The sequence below is a fragment of the Spirillospora sp. NPDC049024 genome (genome assembly GCF_040649235.1).
Classification (GTDB): Bacteria; Actinomycetota; Actinomycetes; order Streptosporangiales; family Streptosporangiaceae; genus Spirillospora.
The window spans coordinates 420837-445492 of the sequence record NZ_JBEZFD010000005.1; the positions used below are offsets into that span (position 1 = coordinate 420837).

Sequence of the window (24656 nt, forward strand, 5' to 3'; positions counted from 1 at the left end):
ACCAGAACCCTGCCACCCATGCCGGAGGGTCCGGCGCCGGCCCCCGTGACCCAGCGACTGCGCGTCCGCTACGCCAAGCGGGGCAGGCTGCGGTTCACGAGCCATCGCGACATTTCCCGGGCCGTGGAACGCGCCGTACGGCGTGCCGGGATCCCTGTCGCGTTCAGCGGCGGATTCACCCCCCACCCGAAGATCTCGTACGCGGGTGCGGCGGCGACAGGGGTGGCCAGTGAGGCCGAATACCTCGAACTCGGGCTCACCGAGTCCCGCGACCCTGCGCGGGTGCGAGCCGATCTCGACGCGGCCCTGCCTTCCGGACTCGACGTCCTCGACGTCGTGCCGGTACGGGCGGACCACGGCGGCGCCCCGGTGAAGCCGGGCGCGTTCACCGACCGGCTCGAGGCGTCCGAATGGCGGATCCGGCTGGACGGCGTGGCCGAGAGCGACGCCGCCGACGCCGTGGCCGCCTTCATGGCCGCCGAGAACATCGAGGTGGAACGCCTCACGAAGAAGGGACGGCGCCGTTTCGACGTGCGCGCCGCCGTGTCCGCCTGCGAGCTGGACCGGCGCGCCGCCGAGGCGGCGGATGCCCCTTGTGCGATACTTCGAATGGTTGTTCGGCATTCCACACCCGCCGTTCGACCCGACGACATCCTCACCGGACTGCGCCAGGTCGCCGACCTCGCGCCGCCGTCACCGCCGCTGGTGACCAGGCTGGCGCAGGGGCCCCTCGACGCGGACACCGGTGGCCTCGCGGATCCCCTGGATCCCGACCGGGAGACCGGCCAGCCGTCCGGCGACGACGCCGAGACGGCCCGCGGCCATGACCGGCCGCAGTCCGGGGACGCCGCGAGCGCGGATGCCGTCAGCGCCTGACCGTGGGACCGAAGCCGTGGAGGCACGGAACCGGTCCGCAGGGTACGGCCGGCGCACCCCCGACGACTTCGTCGTCATGGCCGGACCACCGTCCGGCCGTGGCGGCACCGACTGACGAGGTGCTCCCGCGCGGCGCACCGCACCGCCCCGCCCTGGCGGGACGGGCGGACGCGCCCGGGAGCCTGACGGGAGATTGCCCGGATGCTTGAGAACGAAGCCGACGCGGCCCCGGCCGAAGGCGCCGACGACGGGACCGTTGACAACGAGACCACGGAGAGCACGGAGAACGCGCAGGCCGCGCAGGCCGAGGGCGCGCAGAGCGAGGGCGCCGAGAGCGCGAGCACGGGCGTGACGTCGCGTCCGCGCCGTGCGAGCCGGCCCGCCGGTCCGCCGCCCGACGTGGACGACGCCGCCGCGGCCCCCGCCGCGCAGCCGGAGCCCGCCGCCGAGCAGCCCGCCGCCGCCGAGGCCCCCGCGGCGTCCGCCGAGCAGCCTGCGTCCGCCGAGCAGCCTGCGTCCGCCGAGGAGCCCGCGGCGCCTGCCGAGACGCCCGAGCCGGTCGAGGCGGCCGAGCCGCCCAAGCGGACCCGTACCCGCGCCCGCAGGACCACTAAGGCCGCCGCCGAGACGCCCGAGCCCGTGCCGATGACCGGTGCCGAGACCTCCCCCGAGGCCCCCGCCGAGCCGGCCGCCGAGCAGTCCGCGGAGTCCGAGCAGCCCGCCGAGCAGCCCGCCGAGCAGCCCGCCGAGGAGGCGGCCCCGGCCCCCCGCACCCGCACCCGGCGCCGCACCACCAGGGCCGCCGCCGAGGTCCCCGCCGTGCCGCAGGTCCCGGCCGTCCCGGTCGCCGGGGAGCAGCCGACCCCCGAGCAGGTGTCGGAGACCGAGCCCGCGAGCGGCGTCGGCGTCCCCGGCGTGACGTTCCAGCCCCCGATGGTCGTCTTCCAGCCGCCGCAGCCCAAGGCCGAGGCCCCCGCCCGGCCGAAGGCCGCCGAGGCCGAGCCCGCCGAGCCCGCCGCCGAGGAGGACCTCGACCACGGGCCCGCGGACGAGGACGACTCCGAGGACCGCCCGTCCCGCCGTCGCCGCCGCCGCGGCGGCCGCGGCCGCGGCCGGGGCGGCAAGGAGGGCGCCGAGGACGAGGCCCTGGCGGAGGAGGCCGAGGCCGAGGAGCCCAAGGACGAGGAGCCCGCCAAGTCCGCCAAGCCCGCCAAGGGCAAGACGGCGAAGGGCAAGGCGTCCAAGGCCAAGGACAAGGAGCAGGAGAAGGAGCCCAAGGCCGAGCAGCCCGAGCAGGGCGCCGCCGAGGGCGAGGGCGAGGACGAGGGAGAGGGCGGGACGAGCCGCCGCCGGCGGCGCCGCAGGCGCAGGTCCGGGGCCGACGGCGAGGCCGGCGCCGGCACCGACGACCCGCCGAACACCGTCGTCCACGTCCGCACGGCCCGCGAGGAGCGCGCCGACGCCGAGGCCGAGGTCCAGTCCGTGCGGGGCTCGACCCGCCTGGAGGCCAAGAAGCAGCGCCGCCGCGAGGGGCGCGAGCAGGGCCGCCGCCGCCCGCCGGTGATCACCGAGGCGGAGTTCCTGGCGCGCCGCGAGGCCGTCGAGCGGGTCATGGTGGTCCGGCAGGAGGGCGAGCGCACCCAGATCGCCATCCTGGAGGACGACGTGCTCGTCGAGCACTACGTCAACCGCGCGACGCACCAGTCGTACGTCGGCAACGTCTACCTCGGCAAGGTCCAGAACGTCCTGCCGTCGATGGAGGCGGCGTTCGTCGACATCGGCAAGGGCCGCAACGCCGTGCTGTACGCGGGCGAGGTGAACTGGGACGCCTCCGGGCTGGAGGGCCAGCCGCGCCGCATCGAGTCGGCGCTGAAGTCGGGCCAGTCGGTGCTCGTCCAGGTCACCAAGGACCCCCTCGGTCACAAGGGCGCCCGGCTGACCAGCCAGGTCTCGCTGCCCGGCCGGTACCTGGTGTACGTGCCGGACGGCTCGATGACCGGCATCAGCCGCAAGCTGCCCGACAAGGAGCGCAGCCGCCTCAAGTCGATCCTGAAGAGGGTCATGCCGGAGAACGCCGGCGTGATCGTCCGGACCGCCGCCGAGGGGGCGACCGAGGAGGAGCTCGCCCGCGACGTCTCGCGCCTCGCCGCCCAGTGGGACAGCATCCAGAAGAAGGTCAAGACGGCGTCGGCTCCGTCGCTGCTCCACGGCGAGCCCGACCTGACGATCCGCGTCATCCGCGACATCTTCAACGAGGACTTCTCCAAGCTCGTCGTGTCCGGGGACGAGGCCTGGGACACCGTCTCCGAGTACGTCGAGTACGTCGCCCCGCATCTGGCCGACCGGGTCGAGCGCTGGACCGGCGACCAGGACGCCGTGTCGGCGTTCCGCATCGACGAGCAGATCGCCAAGGCCATGGACCGCAAGGTCTGGCTGCCGTCCGGCGGCTCCCTGGTGATCGACCGCACCGAGGCGATGACGGTCATCGACGTCAACACCGGCAAGTTCACCGGGCAGGGCGGCAACCTCGAGGAGACCGTCACCCGCAACAACCTGGAGGCGGCCGAGGAGATCGTCCGCCAACTCCGGCTCCGCGACATCGGCGGCATCATCGTGATCGACTTCATCGACATGGTGCTGGAGAGCAACCGGGACCTGGTGCTGCGCCGCCTCGTCGAGTGCCTGTCGCGGGACCGTACCAAGCACCAGGTCGCCGAGGTCACCTCGCTGGGGCTGGTCCAGATGACCCGCAAGCGGGTCGGCCAGGGGCTGCTGGAGGCGTTCTCGGAGACCTGCCAGTCCTGCAACGGCCGCGGCATCCACGTCCACCTGACGCCGGTCGAGCCGAAGGCGGAGAAGGCGGCCGGCAAGGAGTCCGGACGCCGCCGCAAGCGCAAGGGCGAGGTCGAGAAGGCCGTCGAGGAGAAGCTGTCCCGGCACGAGGCCAAGCCGAAGGAGCCCGCCGAGGTGCCCGCGCCGGAGCCCGTGAAGGAGCCCGTGAGCGAGGCCGTCCCCGAGCCGGCGCCGGTCGTGGAGGCCAAGGCCGAGCCGGTCCGTTCGCGGCCGAAGAAGTCCGGGCCCGCGAAGCGTCCGGCCGGCCCGCCGCCCGAGATCGACGAGCCCCCGGCGCAGGCGGCCGTGGAGGCCGCCGAGGCCGCCGTCGAGACCGCCGACACCGCTCCGGGCGCGCTGGACTCCGCCGAGCCGGTGCCGGTCGGCCCGAACGGCGCCGAACCGCCCGAGCCCGAGGCCGCGGGAGCCGAGGCCGCGGGAGCCGAATTGAACGGGGCCGAGGTGACCGCCGGCGCGTCCGCCGCCGAGTCCAAAGGCTCCGCGCCCGCCGGCGACCAGGACGCCGGCGAGCCCGCCCGCCGGCGCCGCACCCGCCGCCCCCGCGCGGCGGCGCAGGCCGCCGACGGCGAGTCCTCCGACTGACGGGGCCGGGCGCCCTGACCGGACGCGTTCGCGTTCCGGTCAGGGCATCCGGTACCCTTGACCTTCGGCGCGCTCTCGGCGCGTCGCCCGAACCCGCACCGCGAGCCCCGTCCGGGGATCGGTCGGTGCTCACCTCACCGATCCGGTGAGGACAAGCAGAGAGCGCCAGGGTCCTCCTGGTGTGCCGCCCTCGGCCCGGTGCCGGGGGTAGGCCCCCGTCCGGGGGCTGGTAAGCCACGCGTGGGACCGGTTCACTCCGGAAGCGCGCGCAGACGAAGGGTTTTCCGCGGTGTACGCGATTGTCCGCGCAGGCGGCAGGCAGGAAAAGGTCGCCGTCGACGACGTGCTGACCGTCGACAAGCTGGCCGGCGACGTCGGGTCGACCATCAAGCTCCAGCCCCTGCTGGTCGTTGACGGCGACGACGTCGTGAGCGCCACGGCCGACCTCGCCCGCTACGAGGTGACCGCCGAGATCCTCGGCGCGGTCAAGGGCCCGAAGATCAACATCATGCACTACCGGAACAAGACCGGGTACAAGCGGCGGATGGGTCACCGTCAGCCGTACACCGAGGTCAAGATCACCGGTATCAAGGCCGGGAAGTAAGGGAGAGCGGTCTCATGGCACACAAGAAGGGCGCATCGTCCAGCCGTAACGGTCGCGACTCCAACGCCCAGCGCCTCGGCGTGAAGCGCTTCGGCGGCCAGGTCGTCAACGCCGGCGAGATCATCGTCCGCCAGCGCGGCACCCACTTCCACCCCGGCCCGGGCGTCGGCCGCGGCGGCGACGACACGCTGTTCGCGCTGGTCGCGGGCGCGGTGCAGTTCCGCCGCTACCGCGGTCGCAACGCGGTGAGCGTCGTCCCGCCGGCGGAATAGTCCGCCGGGCAGAGCGACTTTTCGAAGGGGCGGACCGTTTCCGGTCCGCTCCTTCGCCGTTTTTCACCGAGGTTTCCTGAGGAGAGTCACCGTGGCCGCTGGAGCGGGATCGGGCGCGCAGTTCGTCGACCGGGTGGTGCTGCACGTCGCGGCGGGCAACGGCGGCAACGGCTGCGCCTCGATCCACCGGGAGAAGTTCAAGCCGCTCGGCGGCCCGGACGGCGCCAACGGCGGCCGCGGCGGCGACGTCGTCCTCGTCGTCGACTCGAACGCCGCGAGCCTCCTGGAGTACCACCGGCGCCCGCACCGCAAGGCGGGCAACGGCAGGCCCGGCCAGGGCAGCCTCCGGACGGGCGCGGACGGCGACGACGTGATCCTCCCCGTCCCCGACGGCACCGTCGTGAAGTCGGGCGACACCGTCCTTGCGGACCTGGTCGGCGAGGGCACCCGGTTCGTGATCGCCAAGGGCGGCAGCGGCGGCCTCGGGAACGCGGCGCTGGCGACGGCCAAGCGCAAGGCGCCCGGGTTCGCGCTGCTCGGCGAGCCGGGGGAGGAGCGCGACGTCGTCCTCGAACTGAAGAGCGTCGCCGACGTGGCGCTCGTCGGGTTCCCGAGCGCGGGCAAGTCGTCGCTGATCGCCGCGCTGTCGGCCGCCAAGCCGAAGATCGCCGACTACCCGTTCACGACGCTGATCCCGAACCTCGGGGTGGTGAGCGCGGGCGACACGACGTTCACGGTCGCGGACGTGCCGGGCCTGATCGAGGGCGCCAGCGAGGGCCGCGGCCTCGGCCTGGACTTCCTGCGCCACATCGAGCGCTCCTCCACCCTCGCTCACGTGCTCGACTGCGCGACGATGGAGCCGGGCCGCGACCCGGTCAGCGACTTCGAGGTCATCGAGCGCGAGCTCCAGGCCTACGACCGCGTGCTGGGCGACCGCCCGCTGTCGGACCGTCCCCGCATCGTCGTCCTGAACAAGGTGGACGTGCCCGACGCCCGCGAACTCGCCGAGATGGTGCGGCCCGAGTTCGAGGCCCGCGGCCTGCGGGTGTTCGAGGTGTCGGCGGCGTCGCACGAGGGGCTGCGGGAGCTGTCGTTCGCGATGGCGGCGATGGTGGCCGAGTACCGCGCCTCGCTGCCGCCGGCGGAGCCCACCCGCATCGTCATCCGGCCCGAGCCGGTCGGCGGGGACACCGACTTCGAGGTCAGGATCCTCGGCGACAACACCTACCTGATCACCGGGACGAAGCCGGTCCGCTGGCTGCGCCAGACCGACTTCGCCAACGAGGAGGCCGTCGGCTACCTGGCCGACCGCCTCGCCCGGCTCGGCGTGGAGGACGCGCTCGCCGAGGCGGGCGCCGCCGCCGGCGCCACCGTCCTGATCGGGACGCCCGACGACTCGATCGTCTTCGACTGGGAGCCGGAGGTGGCGGCGGGCGAGGGCACGAGGGGCCCGCGCGGCACCGACCGCCGTCTCGACGGCTGGTCCTAAGAACACCAGATTGGAGCGGGTCTGGTCATGAGTGGGCGTGAGGCGGTCGCCAAGGCGCGGCGGATCGTGGTGAAGGCGGGCTCGTCGTCGCTGACCACGCCGCAGGGCACGATCGACGCGAACCGCATCGACGCGCTGGTGGACGTCCTCGCCGCGCGCCGCGGCGAGGGAACCGAGATCGTCTTCGTGTCGTCCGGCGCGATCGCGGCGGGGCTCGGGCCGCTCGGGCTGACCCGCCGCCCGCCCGACCTCGCGACCCAGCAGGCGGCGGCGAGCGTCGGGCAGGGCCTGCTGTTCGCCCGCTACACCTCCTCGTTCGCCCGGTACGCGCTGACGGTGGGGCAGGTGCTGCTCACCGCCGACGACATGATGCGCCGCTCGCACCACCGCAACGCGCAGCGCACCCTGGCGCAGCTGCTGGCGATGGGCGTCCTGCCGATCGTGAACGAGAACGACACGGTCGCCACCGACGAGATCCGGTTCGGCGACAACGACCGGCTGGCCGCGCTCGTCGCGCACCTGATCCGCGCGGACGCGCTGGTCCTGCTGTCGGACGTGGACGCCCTCTACACCGGGGACCCGCGCCGTCCCGGGACCCGCCGCATCGACGAGGTGCACGGCCCGGACGACCTGCGCGACGTCGAGCTCGGCGGGTCCGGGCGGGTCGGCACCGGCGGCATGGTCACCAAGGTGGAGGCGGCCCGGATCGCGGGTATCCCGGTGGTGCTGACGAACGCCGCGTCGGCGGCGCACGCGCTCGCCGGCGACCAGGTCGGGACGCTGTTCCACCCGGCGGCGGGCCGCCGCATGTCGACCCGCGACCTGTGGCTGGCGCACGCGACGACGGGCCAGGGCCGCGTCATGCTGGACGCGGGCGCGGTCGAGGCGGTGGTGCGGCGCCGCAAGTCCCTGCTTCCGGCCGGCGTGACGGGCGTGGACGGCGACTTCGCCGCGGGCGACCCGGTCGACCTCTGCGACACGGCCGGCGAGGTCGTCGCCCGCGGCCTGGTGAACTACGACGCGTCCGAGATCCCGGAGCTGATGGGGCGCTCGACACGCTGGCTGGCCCGCGAGCTGGGCGCCGAGTACGAACGCGAGATAATCCACCGCGACCATCTGGTGATACTGCGATGACAGGGAGTGCCTGCTGATGAGCGACGAGCGCGAGGAGTTCCTGCGGGTGGCGCGGCGCGCCAGGGATGCCGCCGCCGGGCTGGCTCCGCTGCCGCGGTCGGCGAAGGACGCGGCGCTGCACCGGATCGCCGAGGCGCTGGTCGCCGCCGCCCCGGAGATCGTCAAGGCGAACGATGCCGATGTCGCGCGGGCCCGCGCGAACGGCACCTCCGAGTACATGATCGACCGGCTGAGCCTGTCGGAGGAGCGGATCGCCGCGATCGCCGACGCGGTCCGGAAGGTCGCCGCGCTGCCGGACCCGGTGGGGGAGACGGTGCGCGGGAACGTGCTGCCGAACGGGCTGGAGCTGCGGCAGGTGCGGGTGCCGCTCGGCGTCGTCGGGATCATCTACGAGGGCCGCCCGAACGTGACCGTGGACGCCGCCGCGCTGTGCCTGAAGAGCGGGAACGTGGCGATGCTGCGCGGCTCGTCGTCGGCGTACGACTCCAACACGGTGCTCGTCGAGGTGATGCAGGGCGCGCTCACCGGCACCGAGGTCCCGCCGGACGCGGTGCAGCTGGTCCCGGGCACGTCCCGGGAGTCGGTGCGGCACCTGATGCGGGCGCGCGGCCTGGTGGACGTGCTGATCCCGCGCGGCGGCGCCTCGCTGATCAACTCGGTGGTGGAGGAGTCGACCGTCCCGGTGATCGAGACGGGCGTCGGCAACTGCGCGGTGTACGTGGACGCCGCCGCCGACGTCGACATGGCCGTGGACGTCCTGCTGAACGCCAAGACGCAGCGTCCCTCGGTGTGCAACGCCGCCGAGACGTTCCTGGTGCACGCCGACATCGCCGACACGTTCGTCCCGCGCGCGCTTGAGGCGCTGAAGAGCGCCGGTGTCACGGTGCACGGCGACGACCGCGTCCGCTCCTACAGCGGGGACGTCGTGGAGGCGACGGAGGACGACTGGTACGCCGAGTACCTGTCGCTCGACATCGCCGCCCGCGTGGTGGACTCGCTGGACGAGGCCGTGGCGCACATCCGCCGGTACGGCTCGGGGCACACGGAGGCGATCGTCACGACGTCCCAGCCGGCCGCGAAGCGGTTCGTGGCGCTGGTCGACTCGGCGGCCGTGATGGTGAACGCCTCGACGCGCTTCACCGACGGCGAGGAGTTCGGGTTCGGCGCGGAGATCGGCATCTCGACGCAGAAGCTGCACGCGCGCGGCCCGATGGGGCTGCCGGAGCTGACGTCGACCAAGTACGTGGTGGTGGGGGAAGGACACGTGCGCGGCTGAGGTCCGGATTTGTGACATTTTTGCCATTGATGTCACGTGTGCGGGTGTGGTCTGATTCACGATTGTGACTCGTCAGTACAGCCGCCGCCGCGTCATCCAGGGCGCCGCCCTCGGCGCGGGGATCGCCACCACCGGACTGGCCGCCTTCCCCGCACGCCCCGCCGCCGCGGCGGCGCCGGCGTTGCGCGGTCCCGCAGCCGGCACCACCCTCGACCGGACGTACCTGCTCGGCGCCGCCGGCGCCGGCGGGTACCGCAAGGTGACCGCCGGGCCGGGGGAGCCGCACCTGCTGCGCCGCGACCTCGGCGGCGCCGCGTCCGCGCGCCGGGCCGCAACCCGCCGCGGCATCCTGGCGTTCGGCCACCTCACCGACGTGCACGTCATCGACGCGCAGTCCCCGGCCCGCGTCGAGTTCATCGACCGGCTCAAGGACGGCCTCGACCTGCTGCCGGTCGAGGGCGCCTACCGGCCGCAGGAGATCCTGTCGACGCAGGTCGCCGAGGCCATGGTCCAGGCGATGAACAAGGTCGGGCGCGGTCCGGCGACCGGGCTCGGCCTCGCCTTCACCATCAACACCGGCGACGCCGCCGACAACGTGCAGTACAACGAGATCCGCTGGATCATCGACCTGCTGGACGGCGGGCGCATCCGCCCCGACTCCGGCGACCCGAACCGGTACGAGGGCGTCATGGACTGGGCGTCCTACGACCGCTCGTTCTGGCACCCCGAGGGCCCGCCGCCCGGCGCGGAGGCCGACCTCCCGAGCGCCAGGTACGGCTTCCCGCGCGTGCACGGCCTGATCGACGCCGCGCGACGGCCGTTCCAGGCGACCGGCCTCGACGCGCCGTGGCTGGCCGTGTTCGGCAACCACGACGGGCTCGTCCAGGGCAACCTGCCGACCAACCCGCTGGTCACCGGCCTCGCCACCGGCGGAATCAAGATCGGCGCTCCGGCGGACTCCGGGCAGGCCGAACGCCTCGCCCGGATGATCAGCGGGGGCGACGCCGCCGAACTCGTCCGGCTCAGCCGCGAGCAGGGCGGCGCGGGCGGCCTGTTCCGGCCGGTGACCCCCGACCCGAACCGCCGCATGCTCTCGCGCGCCGAGGTCGTCGCCGAGCACTTCAAGACCACCGCGTCCCTGCGCGGCCACGGCTTCACGCTCTCCAACCTGCGCGACGGTACCGCCTACTACGCCTTCGACAAGGGCGTCGTGCGCGGTCTCGTCCTCGACACCGTGAACCCCAACGGCTACTCCGAGGGCTCGCTCGACAGGAAGCAGTTCGCGTGGCTGGAGGCGCAGCTCAAGGCCGGTAGCAGCCGCTACATCGCCCCGGACGGCACGGTCGTGAAGCACGCCGCGAAGGACCGGCTGTTCGTCCTGTTCAGCCACCACCCCATCGGCTCGCTGGAGAACCCGCTGGGCGGCGACCGCGTCCTCGGGGACGAGGTCGAGGCGCTCCTGCTGCGCTACCCGAACGCCGTCCTGTGGGTGAACGGCCACACGCACCGCAACCAGGTCATCCCGCACGCGCGCAAGGGCGGCGGAGGGTTCTGGGAGGTCAACACGGCCGCGCACATCGACTTCCCGCAGCAGAGCCGCATCGTCGAGCTCGCCGACAACGGCGACGGCACCCTGTCGGTCTTCGCGACGATCCTCGACTCCGCAGGCCCGGCCTCCTACGGCGGCCGCCTCACCGACCCGGTCCGGCTGGCGTCGCTGTCGCGCGAGCTGTCGGCCAACGACTGGCAGGACCGCGAGGAGAACCGCCGCGGCGAGGCCGCCGACCGCAACGTCGAGCTGCTGATCCCTAGGCCCTTCTGACAGGAACGGCGAAGGGCCGCCGCGTCCGTGTCGCGGCGGCCCTGGCTCGGTGCCCGGTCAGTTCCCGGACGTGGGCCCGTTGTCGCGCCGGGTGAACCGGTCGAACAGCCCGCCCGCCGCACCGGCCGCCGCGTCGGCCATGTCGCGGACCTTGCCGACGAACGGGTCGGCCGTCCGCTCCCACGACTCCCGGTAGGACTGGGCGGCTTCCCTGATCCCGTCGCGGACCGACGCGCTGTCGTCCTCGTCGCGGCGCGGGTAGTCCCCGGCCAGGATGCGCTCGTACTCGCCGCTGCGCGCCCACCGGTCGATCTCGGCGAACCGGATCACCGCGAACGGGTGCGTCTGCCCGAGCAGGTTCATGAACTTCAGCAGCCCGTCCCGCACGTCGCCGGCCGCGTCGTACTCGCGGGCCTGCTGCAGGAACGCCTCGCTGCTCATCTCGCCGAGCCGCGTCCCGCCGGCGAGCTTCATGTTCACCCGCTTGGCCGCGTCGAGGTCCTGCCCGGCGAGCAGCCCGGCCCGGTCCGACGACAGCTCCGCCTTCCGGAACCACTCGCGCAGCCCGATGATGATCGCCGCGATGCCGACGTTGCCGAGCGGCAGCCAGGCCAGCCGCGCCCCGAGCTGCAGCAGGATCTGCATCATCGTCTGGTACACCGCGTGCCCGGACAGGATGTGCCCGACCTCGTGCCCGACGACGAACCGGAGCTCCTCCTCGTCCAGCAGGTCGATCAGGCCGGTGTTCAGCACGATGAACGGGTGGTCGGAGCCGAGCGCCATCGCGTTCGGCGTCGGGTCCTGCCGGACGTACAGCTCGGGGACCTCCGGCATGTCCAGGATGTACGAGGCGTCGCGGACCATGTCGTAGATGTGGCGGAACTGGTCCTCGCCGACGCGCACCGTCCCGCCGAGGAACATCAGCCGCAGCGCCCGCTCGTTGACCAGCCCGGACAGCTTGCGCAGGACGACGTCGAACCCGGAGAGCGAGCGCAGCGCCACCAGCGCCGACCGGTCCGCCGGGTGTTCGTAGGCCCGGGAACTGATCCCCGGGAACCGAGTACGTGCTCGATCCGGTGTGTTCTCCGTCATATCTGGCATGGTAGTTCCGACGATCAACCGTGCCCGAGGGTTCCCCGCCGCGGAAGCCCGTCCGGCTCTGGCCGCGCCCGGGAGGCAGCCATGTTCGACCCCAAGGCCGAGGCGATGTCCCTCGACGAGCGCGCCGCGCTCCAGCGGCACCGGGTGTGGGGGCTGGTCGACCGGCTCCTCGCGGCAGGGGGCGTGCAGGGGCGGCGCCTGAAGGAGGCCGGGGTCGGGCGCGGCGCCGACGTGACGCTCGCGGGGCTCCGCGACCTCCCGTTCACCACCAAGCAGGACCTGTGGGACCACTACCCGTTCGGGATGCTCGCCGTGCCGCGCGACCAGGTCGCCGCCGTGCACGGGTCCAGCGGGACGCGGGGGCGCCCGACGCTCGTCGCCTACACCAAGGCCGACCTCGACCTGTGGGCGGCGATGTGCGCGCGCTCCCTGTCCTGCGCCGGGGCGTCGCCGGGCAGCATCGTGCACAACGCCTACGGGTACGGGCTGTTCACCGGCGGGATCGGCATCCACCAGGGGGCCGTGGCGCTCGGCGCGACCGTCGTGCCGATGTCGGGCGGCATGACCGACCGGCAGGTGCGCATGCTCGCCGACCTCCGCCCCGACATCCTGACCTGCACTCCCGCGTACGCGCTGCGGCTGGGGGAGGCCGTCGCCGAGGCCGGGGTGGAGCCGGACTTCCTCAAGGCAGGGCTCTTCGGCGCCGAGCCGTGGTCGCAGGAGCTGCGCACGGCCATCGAGGACGTCCTGCCGATCAAGGCGATGGACATCTACGGGCTCTCGGAGATCATCGGGCCGGGTGTGGCCACCGAGTGCCTGGAGCAGGACGGCCTGCACGTCAACGAGGACCACTTCATCGTCGAGACCGTCGACCCCGCCACCGGCGACCCCGTCGAGGACGGAACGCCCGGCGAGCTCGTCTTCACCACCCCGACCAAGCAGGCGCTGCCCCTGCTGCGCTACCGGACGGGCGACATCGCGTCCCTCGCCCGCGGCGAGTGCGCCTGCGGTCGGACCCTGGTCCGGATGAGCAAGGTCCTCGGCCGCGCCGACGACATGATCGTCGTCCGGGGCGTGAACGTGTACCCGAGCGAGGTCGAGCGCGTCCTGCTCGGCTCCGGGCTCGTCCGGCCGCACTACCAGCTCGTCGTGGACCGGCGCAGCCCCTCCGCCCGGCTGCTCGTCGCCTGCGAGGCCGTCTCCGGCGACCCGAAGGCCGAGCTCGTCCACGCCCTGTACGAGACGCTCGGCCTCACCGCCGAGGTGGCGGTGCTGCCCGAGGGCACCGTGCCGAGGGTCGAGGTGGGCAAGGCCGTCCGCGTCGTGACCTGGGAGGACGGCGAGCCGCCGCTGCCGGGCCTGGCCTGAGGGGCCGGGGGCGGGCGTTCCGGGCGCCGGTCCGGCTGGCTATTGTCGTCGCTATGACGCAAAAGCGGCGCCTGGGGATCATGGGCGGCACGTTCGACCCGATCCACCACGGGCACCTCGTGGCCGCAAGCGAGGTCGCGCACTTCTTCTCCCTGGACGAGGTCGTGTTCGTGCCGACCGGCCTCTCGGCCCACAAGGAGATGGGCAAGGTCGCCGCCGCGGAGGACCGCTACCTCATGGCCGTCATCGCCACCGCGTCCAACCCGCGCTTCTCCGTCAGCCGCATCGACATCGACCGGCCCGGCCCCACCTACACCGTCGACACGCTGCGCGACATGCGCGAGATCCAGGGCCCGGACGCCGACCTGTTCTTCATCACGGGCGCGGACGCGCTGGAGAAGATGCTCACCTGGCACGACACCGCCGAGCTGTTCGAACTCGCGCACTTCATCGGCGTCACCCGCCCCGGCCACCGGCTCGCCGACCCCGGGCTGCCCGACGGGCGCGTCTCCCTCATGGAGGTGCCGGCCCTGTCGATCTCCTCCACCGAGTGCCGGGAACGCGTCAACTCCGGCGAACCCATCTGGTACCTCGTCCCGGACGGGATCGTCCAGTACATCAACAAGCGGGGCCTCTACCGCACCGCCGCCTGACGGGACGGCGCCGCCGCCTATTCTGGGATGGAGAACGGGGCCGCAACTGCCATTGCGGTCGAACAACGACAAAGAGGTCGATCGACCGCCGCACGTGAGAGGGTGGGAGCGGAGACGACCCCTACAGGGAGGATCGCGAGCGCATCGTGACCGCATCCGAGAGGGCGGCGCAGCTCGTCCGGATCGCCGCCGAGGCGGCGGGCGACAAGCTGGCCGACGACATTCTTGCCTACGACGTGAGCGAGCAGCTCGTCATCACCGACGCGTTCCTGCTCTGCTCGGCCCCCAGCGACCGGCAGGTCCGCGCCATCGTCGACGAGGTGGAAAAGCGCCTGCGCGAGGAGGCCGAGGCCAAGCCCGTCCGCCGCGAGGGCGAGCGTGAGGGCCGCTGGGTCCTGCTGGACTACGCGGACATCATCGTGCACATCCAGCACGAGGAGGACCGCATGTTCTACGCCCTCGAACGGCTCTGGAAAGACTGCCCCCTCATCGACCTGCCGGCCGCCGTCACCGCGCACCAGGCCCAGCGCGCCCGCGCCGTCGGGAGCCCGAGTGAGTGACGCCCGCCCGGCCCGCGAACCGGGCAGACGCCGGCTCGTCCTCTGGCGGCACGGCCAGACCTCGTGGAACGTCGAACGCCGCTTCCAGGGCAAGACCGACATCCCTCTCGACGAGACCGGGGTCGCGCAGGCCCAGCGCGCCGCCCGCCTCCTCGCCGGGCTCCGGCCCACCGCGCTGCTGGCCTCGCCGCTGCGCCGCGCCGCCGACACCGCCCAGGCCCTCGCCGACCTCACCGGACTGCCCGTCCGCTACGACCGGGACCTCATCGAGCGCGACGGCGGCGCGTGGGAGGGCCTCACCGCCCGCGAGATCCGCGAGCGCTACCCCGCCGAGCACGCCGCGTGGCAGCCGCCCGGCGGCGAGACCAGCGCCCAGGTCGCCAAGCGGGTCGGCGCCGCCCTCGAACGCGCCCTCGACGACCTGGAGCCCACCGGGCAGCTCGTCGTCGCCTCCCACGGTGCCGCGCTCCGCCTCGGCATGTCCCACCTCCTCGGCCTCCCCGAGGAGACCTGGGAGCGCCTCGGCGGCCTGTCCAACTGCTGCTGGTCCGTCGTCACCGAGATGCGGAACGGCGGCTGGCGCCTCGCCGAGCACAACGCCGGCACCCTCCCCGAACCCGTCCTCAGCGACGACCGCCCCGACACCGGCACCTGACGGCCAAAACGATTCGAGACCAGTCCCGCCCGTCCTATACACTGGCGGGGCGCCGCAGGATGAACGTCCATGCGGCGGCGGGGCTATGGCGCAGTTGGTAGCGCGCCTCCATGGCATGGAGGAGGTCTGGGGTTCGAATCCCCATAGCTCCACGAATGGAGTTGGGAGTCCTCTACCCACGGAAAGCGTGGGTCGGGACTCCCTTCTTCATTTCTGCCTGGGGGGCGACCCCCAGACCCCCGGTGTGGGGGCTCCGCCCCCACGCCCCCTCCCGGCTCAGGCCTCCGTCCTTGTACGGGTCGGTGCGTGGTCGGTACGAGCGCTTTCGTTTGGGGCTTCGCCCCTTGCCCCCTTCTTTGGGGGCTTCGCCCCCTTACCCCCCTCTTGGCTTGGTTGTCGGGCATCGGCGGGTGCGGTGTCGGGCCCCTTGGCGAAGGGGGTGGGCCGTTGGGCGTTTGGGGGGTGCTCGGCGGGTGGAGCATCGGCGCGGGGATGGTTTCATGCGGGGTATGGGAAGACACCGCAGGGGGGCGAAGCGCGAGGTCACCGTGGCCGACCTGATCGACGAGCTGCGCCGGTTCGATCCGGACGCCGAGGTGCGGCTGGCGATCCAGCCCCGGATGCCGCAGGAGCACGCCGTGGGGGCCGTCGCGGAGGCGGACGGGATCGTGTGGATCGGTGACGGCGGCGCCCGGGGCTACGCGCCCGACGAGGTCGCCGACCGGCTCGGGTGGGTCTGACCGCAAAGCCTTCACCATGGCGGCGGCTGCCTTTCCCCCGGCCGTGCTTCGCGATGTTGATCATGAGGGAAGGCCCTCACGTGGCGATGCACGATCGAGATGAGGGTTGACCCCATGACAAGCCGGTTCACCGGGAAGAGGCTGCTGCTGGCCGCGGCGGTCGCCGGGGCGTCCGTCACGGCGACGACCGTCCCCGCGCAGGCCGCTCCGCCGCCCGCCCCGGAGACCCAGAAGGTCGACGACTGCACCAGTGCGCTCGACGTGCTGTCGCACCTCAAGCTGCTCCCGCGCGGGGCCGAACCCGGCCGGATACTGTGCGACGTCCGCGACGAGAGCAAGGAGCAGTACTCCAACGAGCTCCACACCGAGCGCACCGACGCGAGCGGCAAGACGGTCGAGAGCGACACGCTCCTCGGCGCGTACGAGTGGCTCAGGAGCCTCGTCGTCCAGGTGCCGGCGGCCAACGACCTGCTGTACGTCTTCACCGCGAAGTAGCCCTGCCGCGGTCGGCGGCCGCGGAGGCGCACCTCCGCGGCCGCGCGTCCCGAGCGCTCCCAACGTGCACTAAGCTTTTCCTCGACCGAGGGGCTATGGCGCAGTTGGTAGCGCGCCTCCATGGCATGGAGGAGGTCTGGGGTTCGAATCCCCATAGCTCCACAAACGAGGTGGGAGTGGCGCAGAGCGCCACTCCTTTTCGTTTGCTCAGGCGGTGAAGCGCAGGACGGCGCCCACGTGTTGGTCGGGGGTCGGGCCGTCGGCGGGCAGGACGACCAGTTCGCCGTCGGTGGCGGCGGCCGCTCTCACCAGGGCGGCGTCCGCGCGGACCTCGCGGGGGTCGGATACGCCGAACTCCTCGCGCAGCTGATCCGCGGACGTGGCGACCTCGGACGGGTCGGGCCCGACCCACAGCCGGGCCTGCGAGTCCGGCTCGTCCACCAGCAGGAGCGTCTCCACGCGGGCCTGCCGCACGGCCTCCGTCGTCGCGTCCAGGCCGGAGACGGCGCGCTGGCCGTTCGCCAGCTCCCGGTCGAAGCGCTCGGCCACGGTCAGGACGCGCTCGGTGGACTTCAGCTGCAGGAGGCGGCGCAGCTCGGCGTCCAGGTCCGGGTCGTCGACCGTGGTGTTCTTGTCGGCCTCGACGGTGTGCTCCAGGACGTGCTCCGAGACCTCCTCCAGCACGGCCGTCCGGGCGCGGGTGTCGCCGGCGATCACGACGGCCTCGGCGCCGCAGCGCTCCGCGGCCCTGTCGATCTCGTGCGCGACCTTCTTGGCGTTGATCTTCCAGACGTTCTCCGAGGAGCGCTGGAAGCGGGACTGGTTCCAGTCGCCCGCCTTCACCTTGCGGATGGGGTACTGCTCGTCCCCGTCCACGTCGATGCGCTCGTGCTTCCCGTCGGCCGTGACGCAGTCGATCGCGCCGCCGCGCCGGTCGACGACCGCGAGCAGGTGCGGGAACCGCTCGCCGCGCTCGGCGAGGTAGGGCAGGACGTCGGGGAGCGGGGCGAGGGTGGCGCGCGTGCTGCGGGGCGGGCCAGGGAGGCGGTCGCCGTACACCACCTCGCCGTCGGCGGCGAAGATCACGATGCCTTCGGAGCGGCGCATCTCCAGGTCGTCCCGGATGGTCTGCTCGATCGCGCGGAGCGTGGCCTCGGGGGTGTCCTGGGCCTCCAGCTCCGCGCGCAGCGCCCGCCACCGCAGCTCGGCGGCCTTGGACGCGTCCTCGGTGGTCCGGGTGAGGTCCGCGTACACCGACGCGTACGGGCCCGGCCGTTGGTACAGCGTTTTGAGGAATGCCAGATCCATGGGTTGGCCGTACCCCCCGTATTCGTGGCAAACGTGCAAAGAGTGATGTGCGGGGCGTCAGTCCTCGGCGGACTGCTGGAGCCGCGCGTAGGCGAGCTGCAGCCAGTCCGAGCCGGCGACCGCGGTCATCGTGGCGCCGGCGAGGCGGGTGGCGTCCGGGGCGAACACCAGGCCCGCCGCATAAGCCGTCGCGACCCACTGGGCCGTGCAGAACGGGCAGGTGATCAGCTCGCCGACGGCGTGCCGGACGCCCTTGCCGCGCACCTCCTCCGACAGCTCGGCAGGGCCGGCCGTCCCGGAGTAGCGGGTGAACGGGGCGCGCAGGGGGCTCGTCACCGGGTCCTTGGTGATGAGGCGGGACGCCTTGTGGGTGGTGATCGTCATCAGCGCCAGGTCGGCGAGGCCGATCGCCGGGGTCCGGTCGCGGAGGCGGCGGCCGAGCAGCGCCAGCGTCCCCGTGGTGAGCGCGTAGACGGCCAGGGTGCCGAGGTAGGAGCCGAGGGGACGGTCCTGCCCGGCGGCGTACTCCTCCTTCTGCCTGCGCGCGGTGTCGACGACCGCGTTCATGGGTTCTCCTTCCGGCCCGGGACGATCAGGCAGAACTCGTCGCCCTCGGGGTGCACTCGCCTAGTGGTCGCGCAGCGCCTTCACCAGCTCCGACTTGTTCATCGAGGAACGGCCCTCGACGCCGATCTCGCGGGCGCGCTCGAGCAGCTCGTCCTTCGTCCAGTCGTCGTAGGAGGGGCTCTTACCGCCCTTGCGGCCGACCTTCTTGCTTCCCTGGTTCGCGGACGCGTTGGCGATCCGCGCCGCCTTCTCCTTGCTCTCTCCCTTGTCGCGGAGCTTCTGGTACTTCTTTTCGTCCTTGATCTGTGCTCTGGGCATGTCGAAACACGTACCCGGCTCGCGAGATCCACACATCGGGGACAATGACACGCGGGAAGGGGGCACGCGTGCGCATCGGCATCCTGGGGCCGCTCGACGTGCGGGACGAGGCCGCGCGGCCCGTCGAGGTCGCGGGCCGCAGGCTGCGCGCCCTTCTCGTGCGGCTGGCGGCCGAGGCGGGCCGTCCCGTGTCGGCCGAGCGGCTCCTGGACGACCTGTGGGAGGGAGCGCCCCCCGGCGGGAACGCCCTGCAGGCGCTCGTGTCCCGGCTGCGCGGCGTCGCCGGGCGGGACATGGTCGAGCACGGCCCCGCGGGCTACCGGCTCGGGATCGACCCGGGCGAGATCGACGCGGTCGCGTTCGAGCGCGGCGTCGCCGCCGCCAGGGCCGAGGACGATCCCCGCGCGCGGGCGGACGGCCTGCGCGCGGCGCTCGCGCTGTGGCGCGGGCCCGCCTTGGCCGACGTCGCCGACGCCGACTTCGCTCACGCGGCCGTCGCGCACCTGGAGGAGCTGCGGCTCGCCGCGGTCGAGGACCGGGTCGACGCCGAGATCGCCGCCGGGCTCCCCGTCCCGCCGGTCGCCGAACTGGAGCCCCTCGCCGCCGCGAACCCGCTGCGCGAGCGGCTGTGCGGCCAGCTGATGCGCGCCCTGTACGCGGCGGGGCGGCAGGCCGAGGCGCTGGAGGTGTACGAGGAGACGCGGCGCGCCCTGGCCGACCGGCTCGGCGTCGACCCGTCCCCGGAACTGGCCGCCGTCCACCTGTCGATCCTGCGCCGCGAGACGACCGCCCGGGCGCCGGAGCCCGCGCCGCCGCCCCCGTCCGGCCCGCGGTCCGCGCGCACCAACCTGCCCGCGCGGCTCACCAGCTTCGTCGGGCGGGAGGAGGAGTCGCAGCGGGTCGGCAAGCTGCTCCGCGAGACCCGGCTCGTCACCCTCACCGGCCCCGGCGGCGCGGGCAAGACGCGGCTCGCCGGGGAGAGCGCCGGCGCGCTGGTCGACGAGATGCCGGACGGCGTGTGGTTCGTCCCGCTCGCCCCCGTCAGCGGTCCGGGCGACGTGGTGCAGGCGGTGCTGGCGGCGCTGGGCGTTCCCGAGAGCGTCCGTCCCACCGAGACCCGCGCGGTGGTGCGGCCCCTCGAACGGCTCACCGACTTCCTCGCCGCCAAGCGGATGGTGCTCGTCCTCGACAACTGCGAGCACCTCATCGACGCCGTCGCGCGGCTCGTCGACCACGTCGTCGCGCACGCCGACGGCGTCCGCGTCCTCGCGACCAGCCGCGAACCCCTCGGCATCACCGGCGAGTCGCTGTGCCCGGTGCCGTCCCTCCCGCTGCCGGAGGAGGGCACCGCCGACCCGGCCGACGCCCTCGGCTACGCCTCGGTGCGGCTGTTCGCCGACCGCGCCGCCGCCGTCCGCCCCGGCTTCGCGGTCGACGCCGGCACCGTCGCCGACGTCGTCGAGATCTGCCGTGCGCTCGACGGCATCCCGCTCGCGATCGAACTGGCCGCCGCGCGGCTGCGCTCCCTCACCCCCGGCCAGGTCGCGGCCCGCCTCGGCGACCGGTTCCGGCTGCTGACCGGCGGCAGCCGCACCGCACTGCCCCGGCACCGGACCCTGCGCGCCGTCGTCGACTGGAGCTGGGACCTGCTGGACGAGCGGGAGCGCGCCGTCCTGCGCCGCCTGGCGGTGTTCGCCGGCGGCGCCACACCGGACGCCGCCGTCCGCGTGTGCGGCCTCGACGCGCCGGACGCGCCCGACCCCCGCGACGTCATCGACGTGATCGCCGCGCTCATCGACAAGTCGCTGGTGATGGCCGACGGCGACACCGACGTCCGGTACCGGTTGCTGGAGACCGTCCGCGTGTACGCGGGGGAGCGGCTGGAGGAGGCCGGCGAGACCCGGCGCGTCCGCGACGAGCACGCCGCGTACCTCGTCGAGTTCGCCGAGCGCGCCGAGCCCGAGCTGCGCCGCCGCGACCAGCTGCTCTGGTCCGCCCGGCTGGCCGCCGAACGCGAGAACTTCACCATCGCCTTCCGCCATGTCACCGAGGTGGGCGACGTCGAGACGGCCCTGCGGCTCGTGGCCGGGCTGGTGTGGTTCTGGATCCTGCGCGACATGGAACGCGAAGCGGGCGGCTGGACGATCGCCGTCCGCGACATGGCGGGCGGCGCCGCGCCGCGCGGCCTGGAGGAGCCTTACGCGATGTGCGTCGTCTCCGCCGCCCTCGTGAGTGAGATGACCAAGGAGGAGGGGCCGACGCAGGAGTCGCTGCGCCGGGCCATGAGCGAGGCGGCGGCCGTGGTGCCCCCCTCACCCTCGCATCCCGTGCTCGCGCTCGCCGAGACGGCGTCCAACGTGCTCAGCGGAGACATGGAAGAGGTCAGGCGTGGTCTGGGCCGCATTCGCGACCACGACGATCCGTGGGTGCGCGCCGTCGTCCGCGTCATCTTGGCGCACCTGGGGATCAACTACGGTGAGATCGACGACGCCGCCGAGCAGGCGGCCGACGGCTACGCGCGGTTCCGCGAGCTCGGCGACCGGTTCGGGATGATCGTCGCGCTGAGCGGGATGATGCAGACCGCCGTGGCGCGCGGCGACCTGGCGGAGGCCGTCCGGCTCGGCGAGGAGGCGTACGGGTACGCGACGGTCGACGTCAGCCCCGAGCAGGGCTCCCAACTGCTCGCGCAGCTCGCGTGGGCACGGGCCCAACTGGGTGAGGTCGCCCGCGCCCGCGCCGACCTGGAGCGCGCCATGGCGCAGTCCGAACGCATCGGCGACTTCGCCGACGCCGCGACCGCTTCCCTCATGCTGTGCGAGATAGCGCTGCTGGAAGGCGACCGCGCCGCCGCCCGCGCCCACGCCGATCGCGCGTGCGGGTGGATCGAGTCGCGCGGGCACCGCCCCGACATCGTGCAGGTCGCCCGCCGGACGTCCAGCCGCCTCGGCTGCCTCGCGGAGGAGGTCGGCGACCTGGAGGCCGCCGCGCGCCGGCACGTCCAAGCGCTGAGCGGTCTCCGGAACGACACGTTCATGGGGAACCCGACCGTGGCCGCGCTCGTCGAGGGCGTCGCCGCCTACGCCGCCGCGCGCGGGCGGCACGTGCGGGCCGCCGAGCTACTGGGCACGGCGCACAAGCTGCTCGGCTACCGCGACACGGCGAGCTACGAGGTCCGCCGGACGCTGCCGCTCGTCAGCGGCGTCCTCGGCGAGGAGGCGTTCGCCGCCGCGTACGAGCGCGGCCGGCAGGTGACCCGGGACGAGGTGTTCGATCAGGCGGAGGAGCTGGTCGCCTCCGTCTGAGCGGCACCGTGCCCGGCCCCGGTTCGCCGGGACGGGCAAGGCACGCCGCCCCGAACGGTTCTCCGGGGCGGCGCGCCTTCCGACGCGGACCGGCCGTCATGCCCTCCGCGAGTACATGCGCATGGCCAGCGGGAACGTGACGAGGACGATTCCCGCCGCCCAGGCGAGCGTGTACCAGGCGTGGTTCCCGATCGGGCCGCCGACGGTCAGCGCGCGCACCGACTCCGCCAGATGCGTGACCGGGTTGACCTTCGACCACGCTTCCAGCCAGCCCGGCATCGTGGACGTGTCCGGCACGAGGATGCTGCTGCCGAACGTCAGCGGCATCACCCAGATGAACGAGAACCCCTGCACCGTGTCGGGCGTCGGCGCGACCAGCCCCACGAGCACCGAGATCCAGCAGACGGCCAGGTAGAACACGTACGCCAGCGCGAAGGCCGCCAGCACCGACAGCGGATCGGTGTGGAACCGGAACCCGAGGGCGGACCCGAACCCCACGAGCACCGTCATCACGGTGATGAACCGGACCGTGTCGCCGAGGACCGTCCCGAGCAGCGGTGCGGAACGGGCGATCGGAAGGCTGCGGAACCGGTCGAACACGCCCTTGTGGATGTCCTCGTTCAGCGCCGTCCCGAGCCCCATCGTGGCGAACATCGCCATCTGCGCGACGAGGCCCGGAAGCAGCTTCTGCAGGTAGGAATGCGTGTCGCCGGCCACCGCGCCGCCGAACACGTACAGGAACAGCAGCAGGAACACGATCGGCATCAGCGTCGTGTCCAGCAGCTTCTCCGGTGAGTGCTTCAACTGGGCGACGTTGCGCCACGCCAGGGTGAGGCCGTGCCGCAGCGTCCGCCGAGCGCTGATGCGCGCGGGCGGCTCCGCGGCGGACGGACGGCCGTCGACGGTGATGGCGGTCATGCGACGCTCCCCTCGGAAACGAGCTCGGACTTGGGCTCTTCGGCCAGATGGCCCGTGAGTGTGAGGAACACCTCGTCGAGGCTCGGCATCCGCAACGCCAGCTCCGCCGCCACGATGGACGCCTCGTCCAGCCGCCGCACCAGAACCGACAGCAGCCGCGGATCGTGCACGGGCGCCGTGACGAGGCCCGTGGCCTGCTGCACCTCCGGCCGCTCACCGGTCAGCTCCGCGACGATCGCGGTGAGCTGCGCGGCGCGGAACGGCTCGGCCGCCCGGACCACCAGCGTCTGCCGCCCGACCTGCGACTTCAGGCTGTCGGAGGTGCCCTCGGCGATGACCCGCCCGTGGTCGAACACCGCGATGCGGTCGGCGAGCGCGTCGGCCTCCTCCAGGTACTGCGTGGTCAGCAGCACCGTCGCCCCGTCGGCGACGACCTCCCGGACGGTGTCCCAGACCTCGTTGCGCGCCCGCGGGTCCAGCCCGGTCGTCGGCTCGTCCAGGTAGATGATCTCCGGGTGGTTGATCAGGCTCGCCGCCAGGTCCAGCCGCCGGCGCATCCCGCCCGAGTACGTCTTCACCGCGCGGGACCCCGCGTCGGTGAGCCGGAACCGGTCGAGCAGCCGCCGCGCCCGCGCCTTCGCCTCCGCGCGGCCGAAGTCCAGCAGCCGGGCGATCATCACGAGGTTCTCGAAGCCCGTCAGCTCCTCGTCGACCGACGCGTACTGCCCGGTCAGTCCGATCTTCGCCCGGACGCGCACCGCGTCCTTGACCACGTCGTAGCCGGCCACCTCGGCGCGCCCGGCGTCCGGCTTGAGCAGCGTCGCCAGCACGCGCACCGCGGTGGTCTTGCCGGCTCCGTTCGGGCCGAGGACCCCGAGGACCGTGCCCCGGCGAGCCGTGATGTCCACACCGTCCAGGGCCTTCGTCTCCCCGAACCGTTTCCGGAGACCCTCCGCGCGGATTACTTCGTCCATCTGGATGCCTTTCATCAGTCCTTCGCTGTGACGGTCACCACCGTGGGGGAAGGCGCTGACGTGGCGCGGACACCGGCGGGGGGACGCTGACGCGGCACTGACGGGGCACTGATTCCGCCGAATTGAACCGCGTATGACCTGCGGGTTTCGCGGGAGGGACGAACAAGGGGCCGATCCCGATTTGACGGCTCTTCCGGGGCTGCCTAATCTCTGTGGTGCCCCAAGGGGATGCGGGACGCCGAGAGGCGGACGGCCCCGGGGGACACGGACAGAGGAAAACGGTTCGCAGGGTGCTGCAGGCCGAGGTACTCTTGAAGTACAAGCCCGGACGGGATGCAGGACGCCGCGAGGTGGCCGGCCCGCAGGGCGCCTCCTACGGAACGATCTTTCCAGGTCTCTTTGGCCTGGGGATGTGTCGTCGCGTGGGGGACGGGCACACCTCCGACTCGTCAAAAAGATCTTCACGGATCGGCTTGACAGCGGAGATGGGTCTGGTAAGTTAGCAGGGTTGCCCCGGAGCCGGGGTCCGCGGGAGCGGGATTCGGCGCGGTGGGTGTCCGTTTCTTGAGAACTCAACAGCGTGTTAAAAGCCAGTGCCTTTATCGGCTCGGTCGATTGTTCGGCCGGGTCGCCCCGTGCCGCCCCATCTGATGGGGTGGTGGGGATTTCTTTGAGGCAATGCCGCCCCTTTTCGGGGGTGGTGATGCTGGGATTGTTTCCTGAGGTTTGGCCGGCTGGGGTTCGCCCCCTGGTTGGTCGTTTGGACCTTGATGGAGAGTTTGATCCTGG

Annotated in this window: 21 protein-coding genes and 2 tRNA genes; 17 read left to right on the plus strand and 6 right to left on the minus strand. The window is 72.9% G+C overall.

The window, feature by feature from the left end:
• The first annotated feature begins 18 nt into the window (after window positions 1-18).
• The 8 genes from AB0C21_RS12290 to AB0C21_RS12325 all read left to right on the plus strand — a co-directional run bounded on the left by AB0C21_RS12290 (window position 19) and on the right by AB0C21_RS12325 (window position 10908).
• Window positions 19-876, plus strand: a complete 858-nt coding sequence (locus AB0C21_RS12290) for a TIGR03936 family radical SAM-associated protein (protein WP_500204082.1) — start codon at window positions 19-21, stop codon at window positions 874-876.
• Between the two features lie 201 nt (window positions 877-1077).
• Complete coding sequence (locus AB0C21_RS12295) at window positions 1078-4311, plus strand: Rne/Rng family ribonuclease (RefSeq protein WP_500204083.1); 3234 nt, start codon at window positions 1078-1080, stop codon at window positions 4309-4311.
• Between the two features lie 289 nt (window positions 4312-4600).
• Window positions 4601-4915, plus strand: coding sequence for a 50S ribosomal protein L21 (gene rplU, locus AB0C21_RS12300; RefSeq protein ID WP_149261614.1), 315 nt, complete (start codon window positions 4601-4603; stop codon window positions 4913-4915).
• A gap of 14 nt (window positions 4916-4929) precedes the next feature.
• Entirely contained in the window at window positions 4930-5187 is a 258-nt protein-coding gene (gene rpmA, locus AB0C21_RS12305; protein WP_067640985.1) for a 50S ribosomal protein L27, read from the plus strand.
• Window positions 5188-5278: 91 nt separating this feature from the next.
• Entirely contained in the window at window positions 5279-6676 is a 1398-nt protein-coding gene (gene obgE, locus AB0C21_RS12310; RefSeq protein WP_500204084.1) for a GTPase ObgE, read from the plus strand.
• A 27-nt stretch (window positions 6677-6703) separates the two neighbouring features.
• Entirely contained in the window at window positions 6704-7810 is a 1107-nt protein-coding gene (proB, locus tag AB0C21_RS12315) for a glutamate 5-kinase (RefSeq protein WP_500204085.1), read from the plus strand.
• Window positions 7811-7826: 16 nt separating this feature from the next.
• Window positions 7827-9086: a glutamate-5-semialdehyde dehydrogenase gene (locus AB0C21_RS12320; protein WP_500204086.1), complete on the plus strand. Its 1260-nt coding sequence runs from the start codon at window positions 7827-7829 to the stop codon at window positions 9084-9086.
• Window positions 9087-9150: 64 nt separating this feature from the next.
• A complete protein-coding gene (locus AB0C21_RS12325) occupies window positions 9151-10908 on the plus strand; it encodes a TIGR03767 family metallophosphoesterase (protein ID WP_500204087.1) in 1758 nt (585 codons plus the stop codon).
• 57 nt (window positions 10909-10965) lie between these two features.
• Here the strand turns inward: AB0C21_RS12325 and AB0C21_RS12330 are convergent, their stop codons facing one another.
• Complete coding sequence (locus AB0C21_RS12330) at window positions 10966-12000, minus strand: M48 family metallopeptidase (RefSeq protein WP_500204088.1); 1035 nt, start codon at window positions 11998-12000, stop codon at window positions 10966-10968.
• A 90-nt stretch (window positions 12001-12090) separates the two neighbouring features.
• Here AB0C21_RS12330 and AB0C21_RS12335 point away from each other — a divergent pair, with 90 nt between their 5' ends.
• The 8 genes from AB0C21_RS12335 (at window position 12091) to AB0C21_RS12370 (ending at window position 16642) form a co-directional block, all read left to right on the plus strand.
• Window positions 12091-13377 carry a phenylacetate--CoA ligase family protein gene (locus AB0C21_RS12335; RefSeq protein WP_500204089.1) on the plus strand — a complete coding sequence of 429 codons (1287 nt, stop codon included), beginning with the start codon at window positions 12091-12093 and terminating at the stop codon, window positions 13375-13377.
• Window positions 13378-13430: 53 nt separating this feature from the next.
• The gene (nadD, locus tag AB0C21_RS12340; RefSeq protein WP_149261620.1) at window positions 13431-14030 is read left to right on the plus strand and encodes a nicotinate-nucleotide adenylyltransferase; all 600 of its coding nucleotides are present in this window, start codon (window positions 13431-13433) and stop codon (window positions 14028-14030) included.
• A gap of 146 nt (window positions 14031-14176) precedes the next feature.
• Entirely contained in the window at window positions 14177-14590 is a 414-nt protein-coding gene (rsfS, locus tag AB0C21_RS12345) for a ribosome silencing factor (protein WP_149261621.1), read from the plus strand.
• A complete protein-coding gene (locus AB0C21_RS12350) occupies window positions 14583-15245 on the plus strand; it encodes a histidine phosphatase family protein (RefSeq protein WP_500204090.1) in 663 nt (220 codons plus the stop codon). Before rsfS ends, AB0C21_RS12350 begins: the two co-directional genes overlap by 8 nt.
• A 79-nt stretch (window positions 15246-15324) precedes the next feature.
• Window positions 15325-15397, plus strand: a tRNA-Ala gene (locus AB0C21_RS12355).
• A gap of 357 nt (window positions 15398-15754) precedes the next feature.
• Window positions 15755-15985, plus strand: coding sequence for a hypothetical protein (locus tag AB0C21_RS12360; protein WP_500204091.1), 231 nt, complete (start codon window positions 15755-15757; stop codon window positions 15983-15985).
• A gap of 114 nt (window positions 15986-16099) precedes the next feature.
• Window positions 16100-16480: a hypothetical protein gene (locus tag AB0C21_RS12365; RefSeq protein ID WP_500204092.1), complete on the plus strand. Its 381-nt coding sequence runs from the start codon at window positions 16100-16102 to the stop codon at window positions 16478-16480.
• Window positions 16481-16569: 89 nt separating this feature from the next.
• Window positions 16570-16642, plus strand: a tRNA-Ala gene (locus AB0C21_RS12370).
• 45 nt (window positions 16643-16687) lie between these two features.
• On the opposite strand, the gene AB0C21_RS12375 is transcribed toward AB0C21_RS12370, so the two are convergent.
• The 3 genes from AB0C21_RS12375 to AB0C21_RS12385 are packed head-to-tail and all read right to left on the minus strand — an operon-like array spanning window position 16688 to window position 18673.
• Entirely contained in the window at window positions 16688-17788 is a 1101-nt protein-coding gene (locus tag AB0C21_RS12375) for a baeRF2 domain-containing protein (RefSeq protein WP_500204093.1), read from the minus strand.
• Between the two features lie 57 nt (window positions 17789-17845).
• Window positions 17846-18355, minus strand: coding sequence for a DUF1360 domain-containing protein (locus tag AB0C21_RS12380; protein WP_353821894.1), 510 nt, complete (start codon window positions 18353-18355; stop codon window positions 17846-17848).
• Window positions 18356-18415: 60 nt separating this feature from the next.
• Complete coding sequence (locus AB0C21_RS12385) at window positions 18416-18673, minus strand: DUF7218 family protein (RefSeq protein WP_500204094.1); 258 nt, start codon at window positions 18671-18673, stop codon at window positions 18416-18418.
• A gap of 68 nt (window positions 18674-18741) precedes the next feature.
• Here AB0C21_RS12385 and AB0C21_RS12390 point away from each other — a divergent pair, with 68 nt between their 5' ends.
• Complete coding sequence (locus AB0C21_RS12390; RefSeq protein ID WP_500204095.1) at window positions 18742-21975, plus strand: ATP-binding protein; 3234 nt, start codon at window positions 18742-18744, stop codon at window positions 21973-21975.
• A gap of 96 nt (window positions 21976-22071) precedes the next feature.
• Here the strand turns inward: AB0C21_RS12390 and AB0C21_RS12395 are convergent, their stop codons facing one another.
• Both AB0C21_RS12395 and AB0C21_RS12400 read right to left on the minus strand, forming a co-directional pair.
• Window positions 22072-22893 (minus strand): ABC transporter permease, encoded by an 822-nt coding sequence (locus tag AB0C21_RS12395; protein WP_500204096.1) that lies wholly within the window; start codon window positions 22891-22893, stop codon window positions 22072-22074.
• Window positions 22890-23867: an ATP-binding cassette domain-containing protein gene (locus AB0C21_RS12400; RefSeq protein WP_500204103.1), complete on the minus strand. Its 978-nt coding sequence runs from the start codon at window positions 23865-23867 to the stop codon at window positions 22890-22892. Before AB0C21_RS12400 ends, AB0C21_RS12395 begins: the two co-directional genes overlap by 4 nt.
• Window positions 23868-24656: the final 789 nt, after the last annotated feature.

What these genes read in the sequence shown, in the direction of transcription:
- AB0C21_RS12290 (WP_500204082.1), top strand. Translation starts at nt 19, where the DNA reads ATGCCGGAGGGTCCGGCGCCGGCCCCCGTGACCCAGCGACTGCGCGTC.
- AB0C21_RS12295 (WP_500204083.1), top strand. Translation starts at nt 1,078, where the DNA reads ATGCTTGAGAACGAAGCCGACGCGGCCCCGGCCGAAGGCGCCGACGAC.
- rpmA (WP_067640985.1), top strand. Translation starts at nt 4,930, where the DNA reads ATGGCACACAAGAAGGGCGCATCGTCCAGCCGTAACGGTCGCGACTCC.
- proB (WP_500204085.1), top strand. Translation starts at nt 6,704, where the DNA reads ATGAGTGGGCGTGAGGCGGTCGCCAAGGCGCGGCGGATCGTGGTGAAG.
- AB0C21_RS12320 (WP_500204086.1), top strand. Translation starts at nt 7,827, where the DNA reads ATGAGCGACGAGCGCGAGGAGTTCCTGCGGGTGGCGCGGCGCGCCAGG.
- AB0C21_RS12330 (WP_500204088.1), bottom strand. Translation starts at nt 12,000, where the DNA reads ATGACGGAGAACACACCGGATCGAGCACGTACTCGGTTCCCGGGGATC.
- AB0C21_RS12335 (WP_500204089.1), top strand. Translation starts at nt 12,091, where the DNA reads ATGTTCGACCCCAAGGCCGAGGCGATGTCCCTCGACGAGCGCGCCGCG.
- nadD (WP_149261620.1), top strand. Translation starts at nt 13,431, where the DNA reads ATGACGCAAAAGCGGCGCCTGGGGATCATGGGCGGCACGTTCGACCCG.
- AB0C21_RS12360 (WP_500204091.1), top strand. Translation starts at nt 15,755, where the DNA reads ATGGGAAGACACCGCAGGGGGGCGAAGCGCGAGGTCACCGTGGCCGAC.
- AB0C21_RS12365 (WP_500204092.1), top strand. Translation starts at nt 16,100, where the DNA reads ATGACAAGCCGGTTCACCGGGAAGAGGCTGCTGCTGGCCGCGGCGGTC.
- AB0C21_RS12375 (WP_500204093.1), bottom strand. Translation starts at nt 17,788, where the DNA reads ATGGATCTGGCATTCCTCAAAACGCTGTACCAACGGCCGGGCCCGTAC.
- AB0C21_RS12380 (WP_353821894.1), bottom strand. Translation starts at nt 18,355, where the DNA reads ATGAACGCGGTCGTCGACACCGCGCGCAGGCAGAAGGAGGAGTACGCC.
- AB0C21_RS12385 (WP_500204094.1), bottom strand. Translation starts at nt 18,673, where the DNA reads ATGCCCAGAGCACAGATCAAGGACGAAAAGAAGTACCAGAAGCTCCGC.
- AB0C21_RS12395 (WP_500204096.1), bottom strand. Translation starts at nt 22,893, where the DNA reads ATGACCGCCATCACCGTCGACGGCCGTCCGTCCGCCGCGGAGCCGCCC.
- AB0C21_RS12400 (WP_500204103.1), bottom strand. Translation starts at nt 23,867, where the DNA reads ATGGACGAAGTAATCCGCGCGGAGGGTCTCCGGAAACGGTTCGGGGAG.